Annotated in this window: 17 protein-coding genes; 5 read left to right on the forward strand and 12 right to left on the reverse strand. The window is 57.8% G+C overall.

Features of this window, described 5'->3' with window-relative positions; genetic code table 11:
• Positions 1 to 6: 6 nt before the first annotated feature.
• The 4 genes from AC3IP0_RS03465 to AC3IP0_RS03480 all read right to left on the reverse strand — a co-directional run bounded on the left by AC3IP0_RS03465 (position 7) and on the right by AC3IP0_RS03480 (position 4,441).
• Positions 7 to 1,125: a Gfo/Idh/MocA family oxidoreductase gene (locus AC3IP0_RS03465; RefSeq protein WP_489318275.1), complete on the reverse strand. Its 1,119-nt coding sequence runs from the start codon at positions 1,123 to 1,125 to the stop codon at positions 7 to 9.
• The gene (locus AC3IP0_RS03470) at positions 1,122 to 2,345 is read right to left on the reverse strand and encodes a hypothetical protein (RefSeq protein ID WP_223458489.1); all 1,224 of its coding nucleotides are present in this window, start codon (positions 2,343 to 2,345) and stop codon (positions 1,122 to 1,124) included. The genes AC3IP0_RS03465 and AC3IP0_RS03470 overlap by 4 nt, the downstream gene beginning before the upstream one ends.
• Positions 2,342 to 3,604, reverse strand: coding sequence for a sulfotransferase family protein (locus AC3IP0_RS03475; RefSeq protein ID WP_489326660.1), 1,263 nt, complete (start codon positions 3,602 to 3,604; stop codon positions 2,342 to 2,344). Before AC3IP0_RS03475 ends, AC3IP0_RS03470 begins: the two co-directional genes overlap by 4 nt.
• A gap of 66 nt (positions 3,605 to 3,670) precedes the next feature.
• The gene (locus AC3IP0_RS03480) at positions 3,671 to 4,441 is read right to left on the reverse strand and encodes an SDR family NAD(P)-dependent oxidoreductase (RefSeq protein WP_489318277.1); all 771 of its coding nucleotides are present in this window, start codon (positions 4,439 to 4,441) and stop codon (positions 3,671 to 3,673) included.
• Between the two features lie 280 nt (positions 4,442 to 4,721).
• On the opposite strand from AC3IP0_RS03480, the gene cysD reads away from it, so the two are divergent.
• The 3 genes from cysD to AC3IP0_RS03495 are packed head-to-tail and all read left to right on the forward strand — an operon-like array spanning position 4,722 to position 8,517.
• Positions 4,722 to 5,651 (forward strand): sulfate adenylyltransferase subunit CysD, encoded by a 930-nt coding sequence (cysD, locus tag AC3IP0_RS03485; RefSeq protein ID WP_489319714.1) that lies wholly within the window; start codon positions 4,722 to 4,724, stop codon positions 5,649 to 5,651.
• A complete protein-coding gene (cysN, locus tag AC3IP0_RS03490; protein ID WP_489326661.1) occupies positions 5,651 to 7,552 on the forward strand; it encodes a sulfate adenylyltransferase subunit CysN in 1,902 nt (633 codons plus the stop codon). The genes cysD and cysN overlap by 1 nt, the downstream gene beginning before the upstream one ends.
• Positions 7,549 to 8,517 (forward strand): acetyltransferase, encoded by a 969-nt coding sequence (locus AC3IP0_RS03495; RefSeq protein ID WP_489318279.1) that lies wholly within the window; start codon positions 7,549 to 7,551, stop codon positions 8,515 to 8,517. Before cysN ends, AC3IP0_RS03495 begins: the two co-directional genes overlap by 4 nt.
• A gap of 32 nt (positions 8,518 to 8,549) precedes the next feature.
• Here AC3IP0_RS03495 and AC3IP0_RS03500 read toward each other — a convergent pair whose 3' ends face one another.
• Entirely contained in the window at positions 8,550 to 9,290 is a 741-nt protein-coding gene (locus tag AC3IP0_RS03500; RefSeq protein WP_489318280.1) for a TetR/AcrR family transcriptional regulator, read from the reverse strand.
• 239 nt (positions 9,291 to 9,529) lie between these two features.
• Here AC3IP0_RS03500 and AC3IP0_RS03505 point away from each other — a divergent pair, with 239 nt between their 5' ends.
• Positions 9,530 to 10,666 carry a helix-turn-helix transcriptional regulator gene (locus AC3IP0_RS03505; protein ID WP_489326663.1) on the forward strand — a complete coding sequence of 379 codons (1,137 nt, stop codon included), beginning with the start codon at positions 9,530 to 9,532 and terminating at the stop codon, positions 10,664 to 10,666.
• A 397-nt stretch (positions 10,667 to 11,063) separates the two neighbouring features.
• Here the strand turns inward: AC3IP0_RS03505 and AC3IP0_RS03510 are convergent, their stop codons facing one another.
• The 3 genes from AC3IP0_RS03510 to hsdR all read right to left on the reverse strand — a co-directional run bounded on the left by AC3IP0_RS03510 (position 11,064) and on the right by hsdR (position 17,214).
• On the reverse strand, positions 11,064 to 13,292 hold the full coding sequence (locus AC3IP0_RS03510) for a restriction endonuclease subunit S (RefSeq protein ID WP_489326665.1): 2,229 nt from the start codon (positions 13,290 to 13,292) through the stop codon (positions 11,064 to 11,066).
• Positions 13,289 to 14,758 (reverse strand): type I restriction-modification system subunit M, encoded by a 1,470-nt coding sequence (locus AC3IP0_RS03515; RefSeq protein WP_489326666.1) that lies wholly within the window; start codon positions 14,756 to 14,758, stop codon positions 13,289 to 13,291. Before AC3IP0_RS03515 ends, AC3IP0_RS03510 begins: the two co-directional genes overlap by 4 nt.
• Positions 14,759 to 14,847: 89 nt before the next feature.
• Positions 14,848 to 17,214: an EcoAI/FtnUII family type I restriction enzme subunit R gene (gene hsdR, locus AC3IP0_RS03520; RefSeq protein WP_489326668.1), complete on the reverse strand. Its 2,367-nt coding sequence runs from the start codon at positions 17,212 to 17,214 to the stop codon at positions 14,848 to 14,850.
• Positions 17,215 to 17,671: 457 nt separating this feature from the next.
• Between hsdR and AC3IP0_RS03525 the strand changes: the two genes are divergently transcribed.
• On the forward strand, positions 17,672 to 19,432 hold the full coding sequence (locus AC3IP0_RS03525; protein ID WP_124304543.1) for a hypothetical protein: 1,761 nt from the start codon (positions 17,672 to 17,674) through the stop codon (positions 19,430 to 19,432).
• Between the two features lie 33 nt (positions 19,433 to 19,465).
• Here AC3IP0_RS03525 and AC3IP0_RS03530 read toward each other — a convergent pair whose 3' ends face one another.
• Genes AC3IP0_RS03530 through AC3IP0_RS03545 form a run of 4 tightly spaced genes read right to left on the reverse strand, consistent with a single transcriptional unit; the run spans position 19,466 to position 22,433 of the window.
• Positions 19,466 to 19,735 (reverse strand): hypothetical protein, encoded by a 270-nt coding sequence (locus AC3IP0_RS03530; RefSeq protein WP_489326669.1) that lies wholly within the window; start codon positions 19,733 to 19,735, stop codon positions 19,466 to 19,468.
• The gene (locus tag AC3IP0_RS03535; protein WP_489326671.1) at positions 19,732 to 20,712 is read right to left on the reverse strand and encodes an integrase domain-containing protein; all 981 of its coding nucleotides are present in this window, start codon (positions 20,710 to 20,712) and stop codon (positions 19,732 to 19,734) included. The genes AC3IP0_RS03530 and AC3IP0_RS03535 overlap by 4 nt, the downstream gene beginning before the upstream one ends.
• Positions 20,690 to 21,049: a hypothetical protein gene (locus AC3IP0_RS03540; protein WP_274321127.1), complete on the reverse strand. Its 360-nt coding sequence runs from the start codon at positions 21,047 to 21,049 to the stop codon at positions 20,690 to 20,692. The genes AC3IP0_RS03535 and AC3IP0_RS03540 overlap by 23 nt, the downstream gene beginning before the upstream one ends.
• Positions 21,033 to 22,433: a YfjI family protein gene (locus tag AC3IP0_RS03545; protein WP_489326673.1), complete on the reverse strand. Its 1,401-nt coding sequence runs from the start codon at positions 22,431 to 22,433 to the stop codon at positions 21,033 to 21,035. The genes AC3IP0_RS03540 and AC3IP0_RS03545 overlap by 17 nt, the downstream gene beginning before the upstream one ends.
• Between the last annotated feature and the right edge of the window lie 870 nt (positions 22,434 to 23,303).

Below are 23,303 nucleotides of genomic sequence, written 5' to 3' on the forward strand. Positions count from 1 at the left end.
TTCATTTCAGATTGTGATCCAGGCGCGCTTGCGCGCCGACAGTCGAATGGCGTCGAGCACCTGTTGGCCACGCGCAGCGTCGTTGAATGTGGCGGCACGCTCGGGGATTGCGGGTACGCGATTTTCGATCCGCGTGCGCATCTCGGCGAACAGACGCGCATAGGGCGCAACATCGAAGCCCATGGTGTGCCAGCGGTCCTGCTCGGTCTGGATCAGCTCGGCGACGGGAAAAGCTGTCGGCATTGCGTTGACCAGATCCGCGGGCATCTCGATGCGCCGCACGCCATCGGCGTCGCTCACCCAGACTTCTTCGGGGTCACCAAACGTCGCGCCGCTCTGAATCCACGCGCCGCCTGCGCTGCCCACCACCTTGGTGGCCATCACCAGCGGCCCCGGCGCGGCCAGCGCGGCGATGATTGACCCGGCAACACCGCTGTCCGTTTCGAACTGCACGGTGTAGCAATCGTCGGCTGTCATGGTGGGGCGCCCGGGCGCCAGCGTCTGCAGCATGCCGCTGACACGAGCGATGGGGCCGAACATGTATTCGACCTGATCGATCATGTGCGAGCCGAATGCGCCAAGGAAACCGCCGCCCTGGTCAGCGTCCTCCCACCAGTCGCTGAGCTTGCTTGTCGAGTCCTGCAGGCCCGGTTGATGGTAGATGCGCAGGAAATGGCGCGGCGTGCCGATCAGCCCCGACTGAACGACGCGCCGCAGCAACGCCTGCGCGCTGTCGAAGCGGAATTCGGCGCCGAGCAGGTGATGAACACCGGCCTTTGTCGCGGCTTCACGCATCTGCGCCGCTTCGGCGGCGTCGCGGGCAAAGGGCTTTTCGCACACGACATGCCGCCCGGCGGCGATCGCGGCCATCACCGGTGCATAGTGTGCGTGCGGGGGCGTTGCCACCGTAACGAGCTGTATCGCTGGATCGGCAAGCGCCTCGGCAAGACTATCGGTTGCCAGCGGGATGCCGAGAGGTGCGGCGCGCGCGATGGTGCGGGCACGGTCTCGGCCGACGATCGCGCGCACCTCGAACCCCGCCTCGCGCAACGCACGTACATGGGTAAAAAGGCCGAAGCCGGTGCCGACCACCGCCGCAGCAATGGATCGCGACGGCGTACTCATCGCGCCACCTCGCCACTGATGATCGGCACGATGTCTTCCAGCGCCTCTTCACCACGTTCTTGCAGCACGGCCAGCGCAATACGGCGCAGCGTTACCTGCGGCGGCTCGCCCTGCGTGCCGATCAGGCGCAAACTCATGCCGCCATGGACATGGCCGAAGGACTGGACCCAATTGCCGGCAATGCCGGGCTGGCCTTGCGCAACGATGACGCGCACCGAGCCGTCGTGGCGATAGCTGGCCTTGTACTTCTGCACACAACCGCCGCCGTCCTCGTAGTTGTCGAGGTTCTCTTGCCAGATCGAACAGAGCTGGAATATCCAGTAATCACAGGCTGAGGGCAGGAAATCGATAACCAGCGCCTCGTCGCCAGCACACTCCCATGTACCGAAGCCGTGGTGTCGGTCCGGCACGCCGCCATTGGACAGGTACACCGCGCGGTCGAAGCGGATGCGGTTTGGCCGCTGGCTGAGATTGTCCTGCCACCAGCTGCGCACCAGTTCGCAATAGCCAAGTACCATCTGGCCCGCCTTGGCGAGCGCATCGCTTATTTCGGCGGCGGTGACGGGACGAGGTTGCGGGCTATCGATCCGTTCGATGGTGAAGTGAGGCGGCGCGGTATTCGCGCGATCATGATAGAGCGTGCGCACCAGGAGACCGACGCAGTCCGGTGAGATCGACAGCCAGTCGCGCCCGTCTGCGGGTTTGTTCTGGCTGACAACGATTTCGAAGTTTCCCTGCGCATCGAACTTCACCTGGCGTGAGGAGATGAAGCCGGTGGTCTGCAGCGCAGCGGGATCGAATTCGTCAAGGCCGGATACACCACGCGTTGCCCAGTCCTGAGCGCCGGGATGGCGCGGTTGTGGCGCGCGCCATGAGGCGATGACGAAGTACGGCAGCCCGCCACGATGGCCACGAATGACATAGTCATGACTACCGTCGACGAACTCGGCAAGCAGATGATCCTGATCGGGAGACTGGAAGTTGATGGACTGGCGCCAGGGCGCATCGCGCAGGCGCGGCCGTTCTGGCTCGCAGTTCTCCAGGTAGCGTTCGAAACCGTTACGCATGAGCCGGGTCATGAATCGATACCATTCGGCGCGGTCGAGGGTATCGGCCTCGGCGCCGAAAGCATCGACCCTGTGGCCGGCCTGGCGAACTGTTTCGCAGAAGTCGTCCCACGCGCGGCCGGACAACAGGCGTTCCGTAGCTAGATCGGTCATGGCCGCTCTCCTTCGATGCGCTCTGGCCTGACCGAGAAGCGCTCATAGTAAAAGCCGAATCGCTCGCGCAAAGCGGCAATATCAACCCCGAAATCGCCTTTCAGGTCGTAGACGACGCGACCATGCTTGCCCCGTGGATTGGCGTTCTGATAGGCCTGGATCCGCGCCTTGGCATCGGCGGTCAATGGCAGGCCAGCCATGGCATAGATACGTTCGATCACCGTCTGTTGGTCGGCCATGTAGTCGTCGAAGAGCACATCGAGCGATTGGCCGGCGGGAACACTGTCCCGGTCCCGAACGCAGGCGCGCAGCAGATGTTCCACTCGATCTGTCCAATAGCGCGCCAACGCCTTTACGTCGACGGTATGGCGGCGGATGCGGTCGCCATAGGCGATCATGGTGATGGCGGACTGGAGCACGGCAACGGGGTCGCGATGGGTGATGACGAGCGTGGCGTCGGGATAGGTCGTCATCAGCGGCCGCAGGTTCTCCATGTGCGGCGGCGATTTCATCACCCATCGGTTCGGGCCCTGGAGCCAGGTAAGCGCCTGCAGGACTCGGCGACCATAACGGTAGTGCGGCGTTTGATCATGGCTGTAGTAGTAGTCGCGCCAGCGACACGGGCGAGACTGCCATTCCGGCAGATAGGACGAGAAGTCCAGGCCTTGCAGTTCGATGTCTTCATGCACGTGGGTGGGGGACATTTCGTGCATCGCCGGCATGAACGGCAATATGGCTTCGAATTCGCCCCAGGCCTGGCGGGTACGAACGATACGCGGATCTTCCCCGTCTGATGTTTGGTCTTGCGGCGCAGGAATCGGCTCCATCGCTTCCCATAGCGGCATCGAGCGCAGTCGCGGATCGGCTGCCAGGATGTTGACCAGGTGGGTCGTGCCTGAGCGGGGAAGCCCGGCGACGATGATCGGCCGATCAATCGCGACGTCGTTGATTTCCGGGTGTCGCTTCACCAGATCTTCGAAGCGCAGGCGCGAAGATGCGTAGCGCACGGCATCGCCGAACATCCCCGCGCGCCCCAGGGGGCCGAGCTCCGTATCCTCGTCAAAACTCTTCAGCCAGATTCGCAGCCGTTCGCGGAAGTCCTCCGAACCGAAGTCGGAAAGCCCCGTGCGCTGGCATGCGGCTGCCAGGACGGCCTCCTCGCGCATTTCCACGGGGGGGGCGCCCGCGATCGCTCGACGCTGCCGCTCGGTCAGCTCGGGGGCGCCCAGGTCTGTGATACGGATGATGTCAGGTTTCATGCGCTGCTCCATAAGTGTGAGGAGAGGTGTTGGCGACAGGCAGTACTGGAAGGGCCGGTGCCGGACTCAGCCGGCGACCGTGAAACCGCCATCGACAGGCAGTGTCTGTCCCGTGATCCAGCCGGCGGCGGCGCTCGTCAGGAAAAGGACTGGACCGGCGATGTCCTGCGGCACCCCAAGCCGTGCTGCCGGCGTACGCGCAAGCGTGGGCGCGGACCACTGCGGATTGGCGACGGTCGCTGCCGTCATGCGGCTTGCGGTAAGCCCCGCCGCGACCGCGTTGACGCGAATGCGTCCGCCCCAATGGACCGCCAGTGCCCGGGTCAGCCCGACGACGCCAGTCTTTGCCGCGCCATAGCCGGGCACCACATCGATCCCGAAGAACGAGCTCATTGATGCAATGCCGATGATCGAAGGGCCGCCAGGCAGCGTGCTTTTCAGGAGTTTGTCGGCGCAGCCATGCGCCATGCGATAGCCACCGACCAGGTGCATGCGCACCGCGCGTTCGAAAACATCCGGTTCGTACTCGTCCAGGCCACTGCTTGGTAGCGCAAAGCCAGCGTTGTTGACGAGGATGTCCAGGCGCGGCAGCGCTGCTGCAACGGCAGAAATGTTGTCTGCGTTCTCGATGTCGAGCTGCAAGTAGCGGTAGCCGTCGAGGTCAATGTCGTAATCGGCGGCGCAGGGCCGGGTGCCGGTGATCGTCACCTGCGCACCTGCTGCTTGGTACGCAGCGGCGATGCCGGCCCCGATGCCGCTGGTGCCACCGGTCACCAGGACATGGCAATTGTTGTAGTCAAACTGAAGGTTCGGCCAGTCGGCCTGTTGAGTGTTCATGGGGCGTTGCCTCCAATAGGTACACCTGATTGCTGTGGCGCAATGGGCCAGTCGATCAGGAGCAGCAGCTATCGCCCCAGCCGACTGGCGGTTCAAGATAAGGCGATAGTATTAAAAGCATTCGAACTGCGAATAGTCTAAACGGACGATGATCCGTGCAATTGCGGGATCTACCTTTAAAGCCAGTTTAAGTAACAGGGCTTAAAAAAGAGGTGGGCGATAAACGTCCACACGCAATCGCACCTCGAGCGACTGGGCCGGGCATCGGATTCTCGGTGGCATCACGACCCAGCGCAGAGGAAGGAGGAAACACATGCTGACGCACTTGCAGCGTCTTGAGGCCGAGAGCATTCACATCATGCGAGAAGTGGTCGCTGAGTGTGAGAACCCGGTAATGCTCTACTCCGTCGGTAAGGACAGTGCAGTGATGCTGCACCTGGCCCTGAAGGCGTTCCACCCAGGAAAACTGCCGTTCCCATTGCTCCACGTCGACACGACCTGGAAGTTCCGCGAGATGATTCAGTTCCGCGACGCCATGGCGAAAAAGCACGACTTCGACCTGCTCGTCCATATCAATCCCGAGGGGCTGGAAAAGGGCATCAGCCCCTTTTCCCATGGTTCGGCCATACACACCGACATCTGGAAAACCGAGGGATTGAAGCAAGCGCTGGACAAGCACGGCTTCGATGCGGCCTTTGGCGGCGCACGGCGGGACGAAGAGAAGTCGCGGGCCAAGGAGCGGATATTCTCGATCCGCTCCGAACAGCACCGCTGGGATCCCAAGCTGCAACGCCCCGAACTGTGGCGGATGTATAACGCCCGCAAGCACAAGGGCGAAAGCATCCGGGTGTTTCCCCTGTCCAATTGGACCGAGCTCGACATCTGGCAATACATCTATCTGAACGACATTCCGATCGTGCCGCTCTACCTGGCGAAAGAGCGACCGGTGGTGGAGCGCGACGGCACGCTCATCATGGTCGATGACGAGCGCATGCCACTGAACGACGGCGAGGTTCCCGAGATCAGGAAAGTGCGTTTCCGCACGCTGGGTTGCTACCCGCTGACCGGCGCAATCGAGAGCGAGGCCGACTCCTTGACGGCCATCATTCAGGAAATGCTTCTGGCCAGGACGTCCGAGCGCCAGGGCCGCCTGATTGATCACGACTCCGCGGGTTCGATGGAGAAAAAGAAACAGGAGGGGTATTTCTAATGGCACACGTATCCGATTTGATTTCCGAAGACATCGAACAATATTTGAAATCCCACGAGAATAAGAGCCTGCTGCGTTTCATCACCTGCGGCAGCGTCGACGATGGAAAAAGCACGCTCATCGGGCGCCTGCTTTACGAATCGAAGATGCTCTTCGAAGACCAGTTGAGCCAGCTGGAAGCGGATTCAAAGAAGGTGGGGACGCAAGGTGGCGACCTGGATTTCGCACTACTGGTCGACGGACTTTCCGCCGAGCGTGAACAAGGCATCACCATCGATGTTGCCTATCGCTTCTTCTCGACCGACAAGCGCAAGTTCATCGTGGCCGATACACCGGGCCACGAGCAATATACGCGCAACATGGTCACCGGAGCCTCGACAGCGGATGTCGCCATCATTCTGATCGACGGGCGCAAAGGGGTGCTGACCCAGACGCGGCGACACAGCTATCTGGTGTCGCTGATTGGCATTCGCCATGTCGTGCTGGCCATCAACAAACTGGATATGGTGGGTTACTCGAAAGAGATCTACGACAAGATAGACGCGGACTATCGCGCTTTCGCCAGCCAGATTGGCCTGCAGAATATCGTCACCATCCCGATGTCAGCCCTGAAGGGCGACAATATCACCGAGCCGAGCCCGAACACCCCCTGGTACCAGGGGCCGACACTGATGGGGTACCTTGAGACAGTGCAGGTCGAGGATGCTGCGGATCAGTCCGGGCCGTTTCGCATGCCGGTGCAGTGGGTCAACCGACCGAACCTCGACTTCCGCGGCTATGCCGGGATCGTTGTCGGCGGCAGCGTCAAGCGCGGCAATCGCCTCCGTGTCCTGCCGTCGGGGAAGGAAAGCCGGGTCGCGCGTATCGTGACGCGCGAGGGTGACCTTGAGGAAGCCGTCTCTGGCCAGTCGATCACGATTACGCTCGAGGACGAAATCGATATCAGCCGAGGCGACATTCTCGCGACGATCGATGCACCGGCCAGGGTGGCAGACCAGTTCGAGGCAACGATCGTCTGGATGAGCGATGAACCGATGCTGCCGGGCCGCCCTTATCTGTTGAAGATCGGCACCAAGACCGTGACGGCCACCAGCGCGACACCGAAATACAAGGTCAACGTCAATACGCTCGAGCACCTCGCCGCCAAGACACTGGACCTGAATGAAATCGGCGTCTGCAACCTGAGCTTTGACCAGCCAATCGCATTTGATCCCTACAAGGAAAATCGCGATACCGGCGGTTTCATCATGATTGACCGTCTGACCAACAATACGGTCGGCGCCGGACTCCTGCACTTTGCCTTGCGTCGCTCGCAGAACATCCACTGGCAGGCGATTGACGTTAACAAGCAGGCGCACGCCACCCTCAAGGGGCAGAAGCCTTGCGTACTCTGGTTCACAGGGCTGTCGGGTGCCGGCAAGTCCACGATCGCGAACCTCGTCGAGAAGAAACTGCATGCATTGGGCAAACATACCTATCTGCTTGATGGTGACAACGTGCGCCACGGTCTCAACAAGGATCTCGGTTTCTCCGAAGCCGACCGGGTCGAGAACATCAGACGCGTAGGTGAGGTCGCCAAGTTGATGGTCGATGCGGGGCAGATCGTTCTGGTGTCCTTCATCTCTCCATTCCGTTCTGAACGCAGAATGTCGCGCGAGCTGGTGGAACAGGGCGAGTTCTTCGAGGTGTTTGTCGACACGCCGATCAGCGTGGCCGAACAGAGGGATCCAAAAGGCCTCTACAAGAAGGCTCGCCGTGGCGAACTGACGAATTTCACCGGTATCGATTCCCCCTACGAGCCGCCGGAAAACCCGGAAATTCGCATCGACACCACCGCTTGCTCTCCCGAGGAAGCAGCCGAATTGATCGTCAGCCATCTTGTCGATCGCGAGGCCCTATGAATCGCTACGTTGCATTCAATGGGGATGCCGATGGGCTGTGTGCGTTGCAACAACTGCGGCTTGCCGCGCCTGACGAGTTCGCCTGCGCGGAGCTGCTGACCGGAGTCAAGCGCGACATTCAGTTACTGCGGCGTATCGAAGCGTGCGAGGGGGATGCCATCACTGCACTCGACATCTCCCTCGATCAGAATCGTACCGATCTGCTTCGCCTGCTTGAGGCGGGCGCTTCGGTGCGCTACTTCGATCATCATCACGCAGGGGAGATGCCTCGGCATGGGCGCTTCGAGCCTTATATCGACGAGGCTGCCGACGTCTGCACCAGCATCCTGGTCGACCGCTATCTTGGCGGTCGCCATCGTGCATGGGCGATTGCCGCGGCATACGGCGACAGCCTGCCTGAGGTGGGCTGCGCCATGGCCAAGGCGCAAGGCATAGGCGCTGGAGCGCTCAGGATCCTGGAGCGACTCGGCCTCTATCTGAACTACAACGCTTATGGCGAGACCGTTGCCGATCTGCATTTCGATCCGGCCGAGCTGTCGGCCCTGATGCAGCCCTTTGTCGATCCGCTGGAGTTCGTCGCAAGCTCGGACGCCTACGCGCGGCTGGCGGCCGGCTATGAGGAGGACATGGATCTGGCACGCCGGCTTAAGCCGACACGCCAGGTGCCCGGCGCGATGCTGCTGATGTTGCCTGACGCGCCATGGGCACGGCGGGCCATCGGAACCCTGGCCAACGAGCTCATGCAGGCACAGCCAGATCGCGCGCTGGGTATCCTGTCGCCCAAAAGGCAAGGTGGATTCACGGTAAGCGTGCGCACTCCCGGACATAGTCCGGTGGCTGCGGCTGACTTCTGCCGCACCTTTGACACCGGCGGTGGCAGGAAACTGGCGGGAGGTATCAATCATCTGCCTGAATCGGAAGTCGACCGCTTTACGCGCGAGTTCGAAAGGAGCCTATCCAGATAGCAGTCATTGCCCATGCAATGTTTACAGCTGCCTCATGAGGGCAAGCTGTAAACATGGGCTGGAACCTGTTCGGAGGCATCAAGGCGGGAAAGAAGGGAGACGGTTTCGGGCGACATGGGGCTCGCCAGCAGTGCCACCAGGCAGTCTTCGATGTTCTTGATGAACAACTCGGTGTCCATCACCAAGGTCTTCTTATCGCTCGCATCAAGCATGCGAGAGTGATCGGCAAGCCCGTGGAGGAGCAATACTGCCGCCAAGTGCAGGCGCTGCTGGGCCACGGACTCCGGCAGGTCCTGGAGGACCCCGAGCAGCGCCCGCCTCAACCGATCCACCTGACCCAGATTGAGCGTGGAAGCGCGCAGGTTCTGTACGGAGAGTGTATGCACCGCCACCAGTTGGGCATCCAGACGGATAAAGTCCTTCCCACCGTTGGGATCGAACATCTTGTCGGCCACCGGATACATCAGCGCGCGGACCACGTCTCGCACCGAAGGACTACCTCGCTCCTCCAGTTCATCGAGCAATGCGTTGCGCCGGCTGGCAATACCAGGCTCATGCTTGTCGAGGATGGCCTGCAGCAAGCCGTCCTTGCTGCCGAAGTGGTAATTCGTGGCGTTCTTGTTCCGCTGCCCGGCGGCTTTGTTGATGTCGCTTAACGACACCCCTTCGATACCGCGCTCGGCGAACAGGCGTTCGGCAATTGACACGAGCTTTGCTCGAGTGACGACGCTTTTCAGCGTCAAGCGTTCGATTTTCCTGACTTGCTGGGTCATCACACCAATCTTTTGAGTCGACCAATGGTACGAAACGAATCGCAGTTTAACATCGGCCATAGGGTGGATCGTACAAGTAAACTCACCGGCCGGCCGGTGCGCTTCGCAGGACGCAAAGTTACACGATCTGGCAGGTAGGCCTACCTCCTTTCAGACTATGGATCCGGGTGTTGCTCTCAATCGACGACGGCACTTATTCTCGACCATCTCCAACACTAATAAATATAAAAGGATTGTCCATGCAGAGCCTCAGCCTCGAGACGTTCAGCGAGTTCGTCGGCAACCTCTATCAAGGACCGCTGGAGAACATCCCCTGGACGACCTTCCTCAACCGGCTCAATGTGCATCTGCAAAGCAAATTCGTCACCTTCATCCTGCGCCCGCCGAGTCAACACGACACTGGCCTGATGATCCACACCACTGGCTCCTCAGCCGAAACCACGGCCTCCTATAACCAGCACTTTTTCACCCTCGACCCCTTTGTCGACCTGCCCAACCGCCAGGTCGTCACCCTGGCCGAATTCGTCTCCGACGACGATTGGCAAAACTCCGAGTTCTGCAAGAATTTCCTCGAACCGCTGGACGTGTTCCATATCCTCGGCGCCGACATCAACACTGCCGACGGCGCTCAGTGCCGCATCCGCATCAGCCGCGGTCGCAACGACAGGGCCTTCAACAATGATGAAAAGGCCCTGCTGGCGCAGTTCATTCCGCACCTGGAACGCTCGATCGAGATCCATATGCGCTTGAACCGTATCGAAACCGAGCGCAATCTCTATGCCGGCGCGGTAGATCAGATGGCGGTTGGCACGATCATTCTCGACGAAGCCGGCAAAGTGCTGCGGACCAACCAGGTGGCCGACCGCCTGATCCAGGAAAAAGACGGTATCAAACTGGTCAACGATGGCCTGCAGATCGGCACCGCGCGTGACACCCAGGAGTTTCGCCGCCTGGTGAAACAGTCGCTGCTCTCGCAAAAAAGCAGCAACCCCTCGGTGGTCGAAGCCCTGCGCGTGCAACGGCCTTCGGGCCGCGCGGACCTGGGCATCATCGTGCGCTCGGTACCGTTGTCAGACTGGAGCGAAGGCAAACAGTGCCCAGCGGTGGTGATCTTCATCAGCGACCCGGAACAGCAATCCAGCGCACCGCAAGAGATTGTCCGCGCCCTGTTCGACTTCACCCCGGCCGAAACCCAGCTGGCCATGCTGCTGGCCAACGGCCTGACCCTGGACGAAGCCTCCGAAGAACTGGGCATCAGCCGCAACACCTCACGGGCACACCTGCGCTCGACCTTCTCCAAGACCGGGGTGACCCGCCAGACCATGTTGGTGCGGTTGATTCTGCGCAGCGTAGCGACCCTCGGTTACTGCAAGTAGTCGCCGCGTTGGATGCATCGGTGTCGGGGCCTGGCGAAAACGGTTGATTAGCCATGAGTTACGCCGGCAGCCTCATCCTCGACCGCCGCCAGTACGCGGTCTGGAGCGGCTCACCATCGATGAGGATTTAATCCTTGTCTTTTGGTTTGACAGCCTTGAGTTGGCGGTCTGAGAGGCGGGTGGATTTCAGGCACAAAAAAAGACGTCCGTGGACGTCTTTAGATGATGAAGTGGTGGGCCGGGGTAATCTGAATTGGATTTTTAGGTGCTTGATTTAACTTACTAATGTGAATTTGTAAAAAACTTTGGAATACCAACTGGAATACCGCGAGGAGCTGGGGCGAGCAAAACGCATCGTATCCGTATCTTTTTGAGGAAGGCCGAAAGCAATCTCTGTTTACTTGAAACCGGGCAAGCTGAGCATGCCGCCCCTGGTGCGTTTACCAAAGCCAGTGGGCATGAGGATTTTGTGCTTCTTCATCTCTGCGAGTCCCGCCAACCATTCGGTTTTGCCAAAGCGCAGCTTGGTGTCGTTCCAGCTATGCATGACTTCGTCTACGATGGCTTCATCGGAAACCGGGCGACCTTCGAGGATAAAGTCGTTCCAGGCGGCATAGAGCGTCACAGTCATTTCGCAACGATCCGTATCCCAGCCCCGCATTAGCTCGATTACCTGCTCAATGGTGGCGCGTTCAGCGACTGGCCAGGCGCTGCAATACGCCTGCCGGTGCTGTCCTGCTTGGGAAAGTGGGCGGTAAGCATTGCCAACAGTCTCGCGCTCGATGCGCTCATACCACTGATGGGTTTGCATCTCACCTTGGACCTTATCCATCAACTGGCGATCGTGGGGGCCTGCAGCATCGCGCAGGTAGTCACCCCGGATTCCGGCGAGCCTGGCCGCGTGCTCGGCCAAATAAATCACTTTTTGCAGTTTGCGTTGGCCGAAGGTGCGCTGGTTATGCAGTCGATGAGTGATTTCTGCGGCGAGCAGGGTACGGGCTGCTTGCCTATCCATGGTATGTAGAACCTGCTGGGCATCTTCGGCAAGAGCGTGTTGGATCAGGGTATTGGCCAACTGTTCGTTCAGTAGTCGCGCCTGAGTTAGGCGGGTTTTGAGCTGATCACAGAGTTCCATCAGTTGATCGACTTTGGCGACGATGCGGCGTTGTTCTGATACTGGCGGTAGCGCTACAGGAATGCTACGAATTTTACCGACGCTCAAGTTGAAAAGACCGCTTGTTGTGATAGCCAAGCGCTTCATGTGAGCGATGCCAACTGGAGAGTTGAGGTAAAGGGCCAGATATTCCACTTGCTCACATATTTCCGGGCGAACACGCATCAGGTGATTTTGGTAGACGCAATCTGCGACTTCTCCCTGCCAAATTGCGCATCTTCCTATTTCGTTCTCACTGCCGTTTCCCTCAACGATCAAGAGATCACCTGCGTTTAATCGCCACTTTGCGAGTTCAGCCAGCGACAGTTCATATCGCTCAAGCTCTTTAACATCAATCCGACCACGCTGAACATTCGCAACACGTAGGTATGGAAAGTGCTGAGAGATCGGCCTTCGCAGAGGGGTTTTCTGAATCCCTCCTTGGACAGTGCAGAATTTTTCAATTCTGATCTCATCCCAGCCAGCAGGCAGTCCGTCCTGGAGGCAGCCGCTCACATCTTGCGGCACCAGTTTGCCCGTCACTGCCAATTGCAACAGGGTTTGTTTGAGGGCGTCGATGCTGGATTCGGTGGTGAACAAGGTGTGAAAGTGTTCAGCCAGTCGCTGCCAGTTGGTGGCGAAGTCGGTGGCGTCGCTGGTTTGAGTCAGGCTGTCGAGCAGCACTTGCACCAGTTGGGCGTGGGCGCTTTCGGAGTCGGCCCGCTGGGCTTCTAGGCGGTCGCACAGGGCCATCAGCTCATCGACTTTGGCGACGATGCGGTGTTGTTCGGCGAGGGGCGATATAGGTACAAGTTTTTGTTCGATATCCGACTTATTAAAACCATCTTGTGCTGATCGGGATATGCCTAAGAAATATGCTTGGCCAAGGGGGCTTTTTAAAAGCTGATAAAGGAAACCTTTATAAAAAATATTATGCTCATCGACCATTTTCACTAGCGCTACGTTGTAGGAACCCTCTTTTCCCCAAAACGTCTTCCCAACAGAGGCCCCGTAGCGTCCGACCATGATGTCGTTCGATGTACAAAATTTCGATGCAAGCTCGCGCGGAATGAAAACAGGCTGTGGTCGTTCGCCAAGGTCTCTAATTTGTATTAGCTGGACATATCCCGGCTGCGGAGTATCAGAGAAATAATCTTTTGGAGGTTGGCCGCCTCCTTGAAAGTCTAAAACGCTACCGAATCTAACCCACTCCCATCCAGCGGGCAGGTCAAACGGTTTTTCCTCTTCAGGAATCTCAGCCAGCGCCTTCTGCTTCTTGATTTTGCCCTCAGCCACCAACCGCGCCTTTTCCTCGGCAATCCGCTTTAGCAACTCAATGGCCGGTTCATCGCTTGGATCTTGCGGCACCAACTTGCCACGTACAGCCAGCTCCAGAATCAGCTCGCGCAGCTTCTTGATGCCATTGGGCGCACCGGCCAGCAGCGGCAGGTTATCGGTGAGCAATGTCGTCATACCTGGCGCTCCAGAGCTTCGGTCAGCACCGCCTTAAGTTGGTCGCGCAGTTCGCTGATTTCATCCTGCAGGCTGGCGTAGTTACGCAGCAGTTCATCCGGGTCGTGACTGATCTGTTCGCCGATATGCGGGTTTTTGCAGTCCAGGTTCCAGTTGCGCGTTTGCAGCTCTTCAATGCTGACCTGCCAGGCGAATTCGTTTTCCACCCGTGCGGCAAAGCCATCTGCTTCGTTGCCCCACCAGGCTTTTTCCACGGCGAATTCTTCGATACGCATGGGGCGGGTCTTGGAGTAGTTCTTTACGCCGGCCGGGTACTGGTGTTCGTAGAACCACACTTGTTTGGTCGGCGTGCCTTTGGTGAAGAACAGCAGGTTTGTCTTGATGCTGGTGTAGGGGTTGAACACACCGTTGGGCAGGCGAACAATGGTGTGTAAGTTGCACTCGGTCAGGAGTTTTTCTTTGATGCGGCTTTTGATTCCATCGCCAAATAGAAAACCGTCGGGCAGTACCACGGCTGCGCGACCACCGTCTTTCAGCAGCTGCATGATCAGCACCAAAAACAGGTCGGCGGTTTCGCGAGTGCGGAAGGCAGCAGGGAAGTTGGTTTCGATGCCATCTTCTTCCATGCCACCGAACGGCGGGTTAGCAACGATGCAGTGGACGCGCTCACTCGGCCCCCAGCTGATCAGCGGTTTGCTCAGGGTATTGTCGTGGCGAATCTGATTGGGCACCTCGATGCCGTGCAGGATCATGTTCGTGGTGGCCAGCAGGTGCGGCAGCGGCTTTTTCTCCACGCCGAAAATGCTGGCCTGCAGGGTGCGTTCGTCTTCGGCGGTTTTTACATAGCGGCTGCGTTTGTGTTCGATGGCGCAGGTGAGAAAGCCACCGGTGCCGCAGGCCGGGTCCATAACCTTTTCGTCCAACTTCGGATCGACCATACGCACCATAAACTCGGTGACTGGGCGCGGGGTGTAGAACTCGCCAGCGTTACCTGCGTTCTGTAGGTCGCGCAGCAGTTGCTCGTAGAGGTTGCCGAACTCATGGCGCTCCTGGGCCTTGTTGAAGTCCACGCCTTCCTGAATCTTGTTGATTACCTGGCGCAGCAGTTGCCCGGACTTCATGTAGTTGTAGGCGTCTTCAAACACGCTACGCACCACAAAGGCCGAGGGCGTGTTGCTGTACTCATGAAGGTTCTGCAACTGGGGGAACAGGTTATTGTCGATAAAGTCCTTGAGCGTCTCGCCGGTCATGCCTTCTGGATCGGCGGCCCAGGTACGCCAGCGGCAACTGTCGGGAATGGGCGAACGGTAGTTGTCATCCATTAACTCCCATTCCAGCTCGCGGTCATCGAAGATCTTCAGGAACAGCAGCCAAACCAACTGGCCGATACGCTGGGCGTCGCCGTCTACGCCAACGTCTTTGCGCATGATGTCCTGGATGGACTTGATGGTGGAGCTAATGGACATGAAGTTCTCTCAACGCGTACCGCAAGGGGGGGCGAAATTCTACCGGATAGTGTGGACGACTGCCTTGGCATGTCGTCGGTGCGTAGCCCTTAGCTTGCGTAAAGTTCGTCTTCCAGCTCGTGGATAGCCTTGTTGTAGCCAGCCTTGCCACCAAAAGCCTTGACCAGCTCGATGGGCGCACCGAACTGGCTGAAAGGGTCGAGCTGCAGGATTTTGATGTCCTCGATATGCTCGATACCGGTATCGGCATATTTATCCAGCAATGCCTCCAACACCTGGCGGGCTGCGCCGGAATACTTGGCGAAATAGTTGCGCTTTTTCACCTGCTCGGCTCGCTCGCGACGTGATAGGGCAGGTTGATCGAAGGCGACGTGGCAGATCAGGTCGAACGGATCTAGGGGCTTGCCCTGTTTCTTTTCCACTTCCTCCGCCAAGGCTTCCCACATCACGCCCTGGACGGCCATCTCCTCAATGATGACTTTCTTTTGTTCGGCATCACTCCAACGCCGGAGGAAGTCGTCCAGCGAGGCGAACTGCTTTTGCACGCAGGTGCGGGTGTAGTCGTGCAGCGATTCGGTGATCAGTCGGCCATCCGGGCCGTAATACTGCACACGTTCGGCGATGACAGAAATCGTAACGTTGTCGATGACGTACTTGATGCGTTTTTTGCCCTCATCTTCGCCGGTAAAATCCAGGTCATCGCCCTCGTTATCGTTGCCTGCGCTGATGCCATCTTCATCGGCTAGTGGGTCATCCGGCGGTACGGGGGAGTCATCGCCTTCTGGGGCGTAGATCACTACTGGGTCGCCGTCGAAGGCCGGGTCGGCAAACAGCTCGGTAGCCTTTTTGAAGTCCATGATGGTGAACCAGTACTTGCCGTAGTCCTCGTTGATGCGAGTGCCACGACCGATGATTTGCTTGAACTCGGTCATCGATTTGATGTGCTGGTCGAGCACGATCAGCTTGCAGGTCTGAGCATCGACGCCGGTGGTCATCAGCTTGCTGGTGGTGGCAATCACCGGGTAGCGCTCTTCCGGGTTGATGAAGTTATCCAGCTCGGCCTTGCCTTCCTGGTCATCGCCGGTGATACGCATGACGTATTTGCGATTCTCTGCCACACGCTCGGGGTTGAGGTTGACCAGGGCCTGGCGCATGCGCTCGGCATGGTTGATGTCGTCGCAGAAGACGATGGTTTTCTGAAACGGATCGGTGGCCTTGAGGAGTTCGGTAACCTTCTGCGCCACCAGTTGGGTGCGCGCCTCGATGATCAGGGTGCGGTCCATATCCTTGAGATTGTAGATGCGGTCTTCGATCAGCTCGCCATTTTTATCGAGCATACCTTTGGGTGGCCGCCAGCCTTGCAGGTCTTTATCGAAGTCGATGCGCACTACTTTGTAGGGGGCGAGAAAGCCGTCTTCGATGCCTTGCTTCAAGGTGTAGCTGTAAATCGGCTCACCGAAGTAAGTGATGCTAGAAACCTCTTTGGTTTCCTTTGGTGTGGCGGTAAGGCCGACATGGGTCGCGCTGGAGAAGTAATCGAGGATTTCACGCCAGGCGGAATCCTCGGAGGCGCTGCCACGGTGACATTCGTCGATCACGATTAGGTCGAAGAAGTCGCGGGAGAACTGCTTGTAGATGTTCATCTCTTCATCAGTGCCGGTGACGGCCTGATAGAGCGACAGATAGATTTCGTAGGAGGTGTCGATCTGGCGTTTGGCGATTTTGGTCATCGCCTGGCCGAAGGGCTTGAAGTCGTTGTTCTTTGTCTGGTCAACCAGGATGTTGCGGTCGGCCAGAAACAGGATGCGTTTCTTCTGTTTCGATTTCCACAGGCGCCAGATGATTTGGAAAGCGGTGTAGGTCTTGCCAGTGCCCGTAGCCATCACCAGCAGAATACGGTCTTGGCCGCGCGCCACAGCCTCGACGGTGCGGTTGATGGCATTCATCTGGTAATAGCGAGGCATGCGCCCGGAGCCGTCGTCGTAGTAGGGCGCTTCGATCTTGTGTTGGGCTGTTGTATCCAGCCCCTTCCACTGGCAGTAGCGGTGCCAAAGTTCGGCAGGGCAGGGGAATTGATCAAGGGTAAGTTCGGTTTCTACCTGGCCGCCTGTGCCACTGCGGTCGTGAAACAGGAAGCCATCGCCATTGCTGGAGAACACGAACGGTACGTCCAGGGCCTCTGCATAACCCAGGGCTTGTTGCATGCCGGAGCCAACGGAGTGCTTGTTGTCCTTTGCCTCGATCACAGCGATAGGCAGGTTGGCCTGGTGGTAGAGGATGAAGTCTGCGCGGCGTGCTTCGCCGCGGCTGTGTAGTTTGCCCCGGACGATAATACGGCCTTTGGTAAAGCTGACTTCCTCGCGCACCTGCTTGTGCATGTCCCATCCAGCTTGCTGAACGGCTGGGGCGATGTACTTGCTGCAGATGTCCCGCTCGGAAAGCGACTTTTTGTCCATAACCCCAATTCCCTTTCAAGCCGGCCTGGTCGCTCCATTCCGGCACTGCTGATCGTGCTCGATGGGTGTAAATGTACCTTGTTTAATAGTGGCACGGGGGAAGATCGGATTTTGGTGATGGAGTTGTAGGCAAGATAAGCCGAGGCCATAGCAGGACTAGTGTTTCACGTCGTCCCTGCAGTGCTTTTATCTTGGATCGTGCCCTAGGGCAGGGTGAAGGTGGCTAGGAAGCAACACCGTTAGGCAATCGGCAAAGAAGCCTAAAAAATTGGGGCTCTGTACTTTCCTGCCGGACGCGACAGGTATCCAGAGGGATGGTCGATTCTAAAAATTTTAGTGGTGGTTTTTGGCGGCGGACTCAACCTTTCGACGTGAAGCCGAGAGTTGTATGCCGTAGACCCAAGTCATAAGTGGCATTATGCTACCAATTATCAGAATTTCCACGGAAGGGTGCTTGATGTCGCAAGATCTCCTGCTTACACAGAATGCCCAATTCTACCGCCCTACGGCCCCTTTTACTAAGGCTACGCTCACGGTAATCCTCGAAGCAGCTAGCTCCAATATGACTATTGGTAGCGCGCTTATCGCGGACATTCTGGACCAGGATGATGCGCTTCCAGACGGCAGTAAGTTCTCCTATAGCCTCCGCGTCTTCAAAACCGACCGTGATGTACATTTTTGGCAGCAGCCACTCAAAGATACGATCTATGCGTTCATTTTGATCATTGCCATAGATGACTGTATCGCTATATTCAAAAAGTCTTGTGCCAGCATAACGGAAAGCATGGACAAGCATGCAATGCTAATTCGGAGTAGTGAGCTGACCTCTGCTTTTAGCGACGTCGATGCGCAGTATCAAAAGATGGCGACCCGCAACATGACTGTATCCGATCGAGCAATGCGTGGCCGAGCCTTTGAAGCTTCAGATCTGAAAGGGCTTATGTCTGTACACGCTGCGGGGAGATCAATACCCTACTTTTTTAAGCTTAAATTGAAGGGGCGTACTAAAACTATTTCCGCGCAAAGCGGTCGCGTGGTCGAGGCATCGGAACGAAAATCGGTACATCACGCCGTGGAATGGGCTAAGGCACAACTGCACGACATCCATAATCCTTCTACTGAAAAAGACTTTCTCAATAATTTCGCAAAATTTATCGAGCTTGATTTAGTCTGGAAATCGAGTGCGCCAAACGCAATTCTGCTGGAATATTCGTTTTTTGTTGAAAACGTAATAGATCAAGGTATCCCTGTTTTTTACACAACCAAACATGGTCGTGTTATTGAGATGACATCTAAGCAGATCAAGTCCTTGATTGCGGAAATGGAACAGGTTTACGAAATTGGTCCGGGGCCCGATTACGAACTCCTAGGTAGTTTTAGGGCGGCCACACTCAAGAAGAATCTTCACTCGATTGCCGTCAATAGCCGGGCACTCCGAAATATTCATTTTGAGCAGAACGGCAAACGGATCACACTCCAGGCATACATCAAGAAGCAGAGTTTGGCAACTATCACATTCTCCGATCCAAGGTACATGTACTTTATGGGGCAGTGCTTTGAGGATGGCGCGGGGATCAACGAAATCCCTTCAATGCTTCGGACTTTAAAAGTCCTACCTACGCTAGCCTCAGCGACCTCTGAGAAAGGTGAAATCACAAAGAAGATAACCAAGTTTGATTCCACCTCGGTATTTGATATCGTTGAGATAGCTCATGGTGCTGACGACTACGTTTTCTGCGATGATCTAGGCAATGAGTGGGCGGATCACATCACTTTTAACCAAACTGATTTTTCCGTGTCTTTCATACACTCCAAACATGGGAAGCCTAGCAAGTCGGCCAGTAATCTCCATGATGTCGTGGGCCAGGCCATCAAAAACATCGGTAATATGGACGTTGACCCGAAGCTGTTTCTAAAAAAGCACAAGGAAAAGCTTCAAAAGAAATATAGTGGTGGTCTTTTGAATCGCACGAGAAAAAGTATTCCTGGCAAGTTTGAAGACTATCTTTACAAGATCAGGCAGGACTATCGATTCAATCGAAGGTGTATCATCTGCTGTTCGTTCATATCGAAGAAAATTATTGAGAAAGAGTTCAAGAAAATCCAGAAAGGAAAGAGTGTGGCAGGTAATATAACCCAGCTCTACTGGATCTTATCGTCGTTCGTGCATGCCGCTAAAGAAGCGGGTATACATCCCATCGTTTATTGCCAAGAATAAGTTGATAAAAATCACCTAAATTCGAGCGATAGATCAGTATTTTCTATCATTCCCTAATCGCCTCCAGATCAATAGAGCGGTGAGTTGATAGTAATACCGGGTAGCGTCGGAGTGGTCTTTCAAGTGCTGAGTGAGGAACCAGCGCACATGCTTGAGCTGCCAGGTCCAGGGATTGTCTCGCTGCCATCGTTGTTGAATGGCCGCTTGCATGATTCGGGCTTGCCGCAGGTGGCGTTGCTTCGTGGTTTTCGAGCCGGTCAGTACGCCACTCAGGAACAGCGCCATATCGAAGGGCTTGGTCATGCCCGACCTCCAATGTAGGCCGAAACTACATCGATCCGGTTATGCCCGAGTTCAAGGCTAATCTGTTGGCGCGCCTGCTGATCAAGGTCGCGGTCAATGCGATAGCAGTGGCCACCATTGATCGGGGCGGCGTGGCCCGTGAGCTGCTCGTAACGCTCGCAGGCGTAGGCCGCTCGCAGTTCATGAAAACCCTTCAGCCCTTGTTCATGCAGCGTTTCTCGGGCGGGGAGCACGGTCTGTTGCAGGAACGCGGCGTAGCTTTCGTCTCGGGCCAGCAAGTTGCGGCTGCCGGTCGGCGACGCATGACGAGCCAACTGCAGAGCCGCCTTCACCTCTTCATCAGCCGCGATCCATCGCGGCGCTGAAGCCCCTGAGCGGCCGCCTTTGGTGCCGTCCTGGATGTTGATGCGCCCTAAGTGTTCGGCTTCGCGTTGCAATCGTGGCAGGTCAGCCAAGATCACCTCGCGCAGGCGCATGCCAGTTGCTCTGGCCAGCAGGACAATCGCGGCCACCCGCTCATGGTGCTGTTCGCCAAGCACCTCAAGCACTCGTTGCACCTGTTCACGGTCTTGGCCATCCGGTGCGCGGGTGCGTACGCTCGAGCGCTTCTGTCCCAACGCCTGACTCGGGCTGGCGATCCTCACGTCCTGATCACCGCGCAGCGCCGCGAGGATGCGGTTGACGCTGCTGAGGCGGTTCTGCGCGGTAGCGATGCAGAGTTCACCTTGCTGGATCTGCTGGCGCAGGTAAGCGGCGTAGTCTTGCAGCGTCCGTCGATCGATCTGGCGCGCATCGTTGTAACCGGGACCGTCCTCTGATCGACACCAACGCACGAACGCTTGCCAGCGATCGCTATGCGCTTTGACCGTGGCAAAGTGGCCGCCGGCAAACAAATCCTTGAGCGCTTGTGGGCCGGCGTAGCTCAGCTGGCGGCCATAGCCAAAGTTGCGACCCTCACGCCGACCGACCAGAGCCATCATCTTCACCGTTTTCGTTCTCTTGCAGAAAGCGCAGCAGGGCTTTCCAGTGGGGGCTGAGCTGGTCCACCTGCTGCCAGTGTGTCGGGCGGACCAGGAGGGCGTTCTCCTGATGTTGCAGCAGTGCCCCTTCCTCACGCAGTTGCTCGATCAGCAGGGCGAGGTTGGTAGGCTCCTGGGGTGGTGTGGCGACAGCGGCGACACCGGCGACAACCCGCGTAATACCTGACCTGGCGCGTGGCGACAGGGTGGCGACAGAGGCGGCGACACGCCGCGATTCTGGCTGTGGTTGATGTTGCGCTTGGTAGCGGCGCACCGCGTCATTGAGGCGAAACATGGCGGACCTCGAAAGTTGTTCCGTCGCGGCTGCTCAGCCAGCGATGAGTGATCAGCACGACCAATAAAGAGGCAGTATGGTCAGCGCTCTTGCGGGCAAAACGAGGACCGTTGCGATTGACGTCGCGGACGGTGAAGTGGGTCCAGCCTTTCTGCTCCAGCCAGCGCAGCAGCCGATCCGCTTCCTCGCGTCGGCTATTGACCGGCTCCTGTTCGGTCAGGCGCTGAATCTCGGCCAGGTAGTAATCCATCAACGTGGAGGCGCGCTGGATGTGTGCTTCCTCCAACTGACTGGCCTCTTCAACCATGGCCAACACGCCCGCGATGCGCAGCACATTCGCCGCGGCTTTGCCCGCGACAGGCTGGACGCCGGCCAGCTCGCCGAACTCGCCAGACTGGCACTCGATGGTGTCGTGAATATCGATCCAGGCACGACGGGCACGGGGAGTCAGTTCCAGCGTGACGGGATTGAGTGATCCATCCTTGTGAAGCGACCAGGGCTTTTGCAGCAGCGCGGTGATCCGTTGTTGGTAGCGCTGGACTTTGGCATCTCTGGTCAGGTCGATTGCCTTGTAGAGTCGCTGGCCGGCCAGGCGCTCGGGCCAACTGATCAGGCAGCGGCCGAGGATGCCTTGACCATTGATCACTGGGTCTTTAAACAGCTGGTTGGCCAGGTAGGGCTGCAGCATCAGATGCAGGCTGAGGCGACGGTCATAGGCACGCAGGCTTTCTCCAGCCATGGAGCGCGCCCGGTCGATCGGGCTGCCATCCCACAGTGTCGACAAGGTGGTGATCGCCTTGAGCAGATTCTCTTTGCTCATGGTGCTGCTGCCCAAGAACTGTCCACCTTCATCATTGAACAAGCCCATGCTGGGCAAGCCATGGCACAGACTTTTGACTAGGGCCTCAATGGTGGGCTCGGCAATGATCAGTCTCGGCGGTACCGGCTCGGATAGTTCACCGCCTTCCGCCTCCGCGTGCTTCTTTGAGGTTTTGGGGGTGGCCATGATGCTGGAAGCGGCGCGATAGGCTTTGAGCTTTTCCGCATACAGGGTCCACTGTTGCCGCTCCCAGTCGCGCGCTGCCCTTAATGCCAGGTGATCCACCGCGCTTTTGCGATCCCCCGAGGACGCCACCGTCAGTAGGTAGAGGGACAGCGGATAGGTTCGACCATCGAGTTGGGCATTGGCGTGACCCTGGCTCACCAAGGCAGTGGTAGCCAGCACCGACTGTGCAGCCATGGCGCAGGGCACGCCGATCACCTCGGCCAATCGCTCGACCGCAGGGCCCAACAGATCCCCGAGTGCTTCGACCGGGTAGGGCAGTGGCGTCTGCTGGTACTCCAGCAATGGTTGTGGGGGCTCGAACGCTTCGCACAGTTGCATCGAAATTCTCCTGAGATTATCGACTTCGTCCTCACTCATCCCGCCACGGTTGTTGAGTGTTATCAGGGATCAAGGCCCCTGCGACCTGTGAGGTTTGTCCACTAACGCGGGACTGACGGCTCCTTACGGCCGGGAGCTTGGGCATCTCATTATCTGGCCTCCTGAACACCGATAGCGGTGGGCGGGTGGAGGCTGCACTGGCTGACGAGACCGGTGTCGCGAGATCCTGAGTCGGGTGAAGGCAGTGATGCGATGACTGGGGCATGCCTGACTGTCAGTCAGGTGCAGTCCATTTCATGGGCTGCGGCACCATCATCGGCATCGCTGTGGCGAGTGAGCATTCGGTGTTTGTCACGCCGATTGTCACGAGGGGGAAAGCCGCAAAGGCCCGTGCGAGCAGGGCTGCAGCAGTGTGATATGCGCCCGTCTCTTTAGGGGGCAAAGAGACGGGCAAAAGGTTGGCGCAAGAAATAGCCAAGCGGATAAGTTGCTGCAGAGCAGCCAGGAGGGGGCATGAGTTGCCGCAGTGGGCATTCTGGAAGAAGTGGCATCCATCACATCGCTGTGACTGTGCGAGCCGCCGGACGCTAATCGCACTTGGGGTGAACCACCACGATGTGGCGTAGCCTCAAAGGTTCTGGCTACCTGGGTGCTGTCGAGGACAGCGCTGGTACGGTTCTGGTTTAGCGCTCGTTCTACTCGCGGTCAACCATATTTTGGAGGCGACTCTTGCGCCAATCGGTAGTGCTAGAAGACCTTGGAGTCCGGTGGTTTTCCATAGCCGGGTGGTCGTTTGTCGGTTTTTAATGTGAGCCTGCGTAATTGCATGGACTTGACCACCCATTTGCATCGTCACTGACCAGTCAATTG

The sequence above is a fragment of the Pseudomonas sp. GL_103 genome (assembly GCF_057835175.1).

Coding starts and splice junctions, on each gene's coding strand:
- AC3IP0_RS03505 (WP_489326663.1), top strand. CDS start 9,530: ATGCAGAGCCTCAGCCTCGAGACGTTCAGCGAGTTCGTCGGCAACCTC.
- AC3IP0_RS03470 (WP_223458489.1), bottom strand. CDS start 2,345: ATGACCGATCTAGCTACGGAACGCCTGTTGTCCGGCCGCGCGTGGGAC.
- cysN (WP_489326661.1), top strand. CDS start 5,651: ATGGCACACGTATCCGATTTGATTTCCGAAGACATCGAACAATATTTG.
- AC3IP0_RS03500 (WP_489318280.1), bottom strand. CDS start 9,290: ATGACCCAGCAAGTCAGGAAAATCGAACGCTTGACGCTGAAAAGCGTC.
- AC3IP0_RS03480 (WP_489318277.1), bottom strand. CDS start 4,441: ATGAACACTCAACAGGCCGACTGGCCGAACCTTCAGTTTGACTACAAC.
- AC3IP0_RS03495 (WP_489318279.1), top strand. CDS start 7,549: ATGAATCGCTACGTTGCATTCAATGGGGATGCCGATGGGCTGTGTGCG.
- AC3IP0_RS03540 (WP_274321127.1), bottom strand. CDS start 21,049: ATGTTTCGCCTCAATGACGCGGTGCGCCGCTACCAAGCGCAACATCAA.
- AC3IP0_RS03515 (WP_489326666.1), bottom strand. CDS start 14,758: ATGTCCATTAGCTCCACCATCAAGTCCATCCAGGACATCATGCGCAAA.
- AC3IP0_RS03510 (WP_489326665.1), bottom strand. CDS start 13,292: ATGACGACATTGCTCACCGATAACCTGCCGCTGCTGGCCGGTGCGCCC.
- AC3IP0_RS03465 (WP_489318275.1), bottom strand. CDS start 1,125: ATGAGTACGCCGTCGCGATCCATTGCTGCGGCGGTGGTCGGCACCGGC.
- AC3IP0_RS03545 (WP_489326673.1), bottom strand. CDS start 22,433: ATGCAACTGTGCGAAGCGTTCGAGCCCCCACAACCATTGCTGGAGTAC.
- AC3IP0_RS03475 (WP_489326660.1), bottom strand. CDS start 3,604: ATGAAACCTGACATCATCCGTATCACAGACCTGGGCGCCCCCGAGCTG.
- AC3IP0_RS03535 (WP_489326671.1), bottom strand. CDS start 20,712: ATGGCTCTGGTCGGTCGGCGTGAGGGTCGCAACTTTGGCTATGGCCGC.
- AC3IP0_RS03525 (WP_124304543.1), top strand. CDS start 17,672: ATGTCGCAAGATCTCCTGCTTACACAGAATGCCCAATTCTACCGCCCT.
- AC3IP0_RS03530 (WP_489326669.1), bottom strand. CDS start 19,735: ATGACCAAGCCCTTCGATATGGCGCTGTTCCTGAGTGGCGTACTGACC.
- hsdR (WP_489326668.1), bottom strand. CDS start 17,214: ATGGACAAAAAGTCGCTTTCCGAGCGGGACATCTGCAGCAAGTACATC.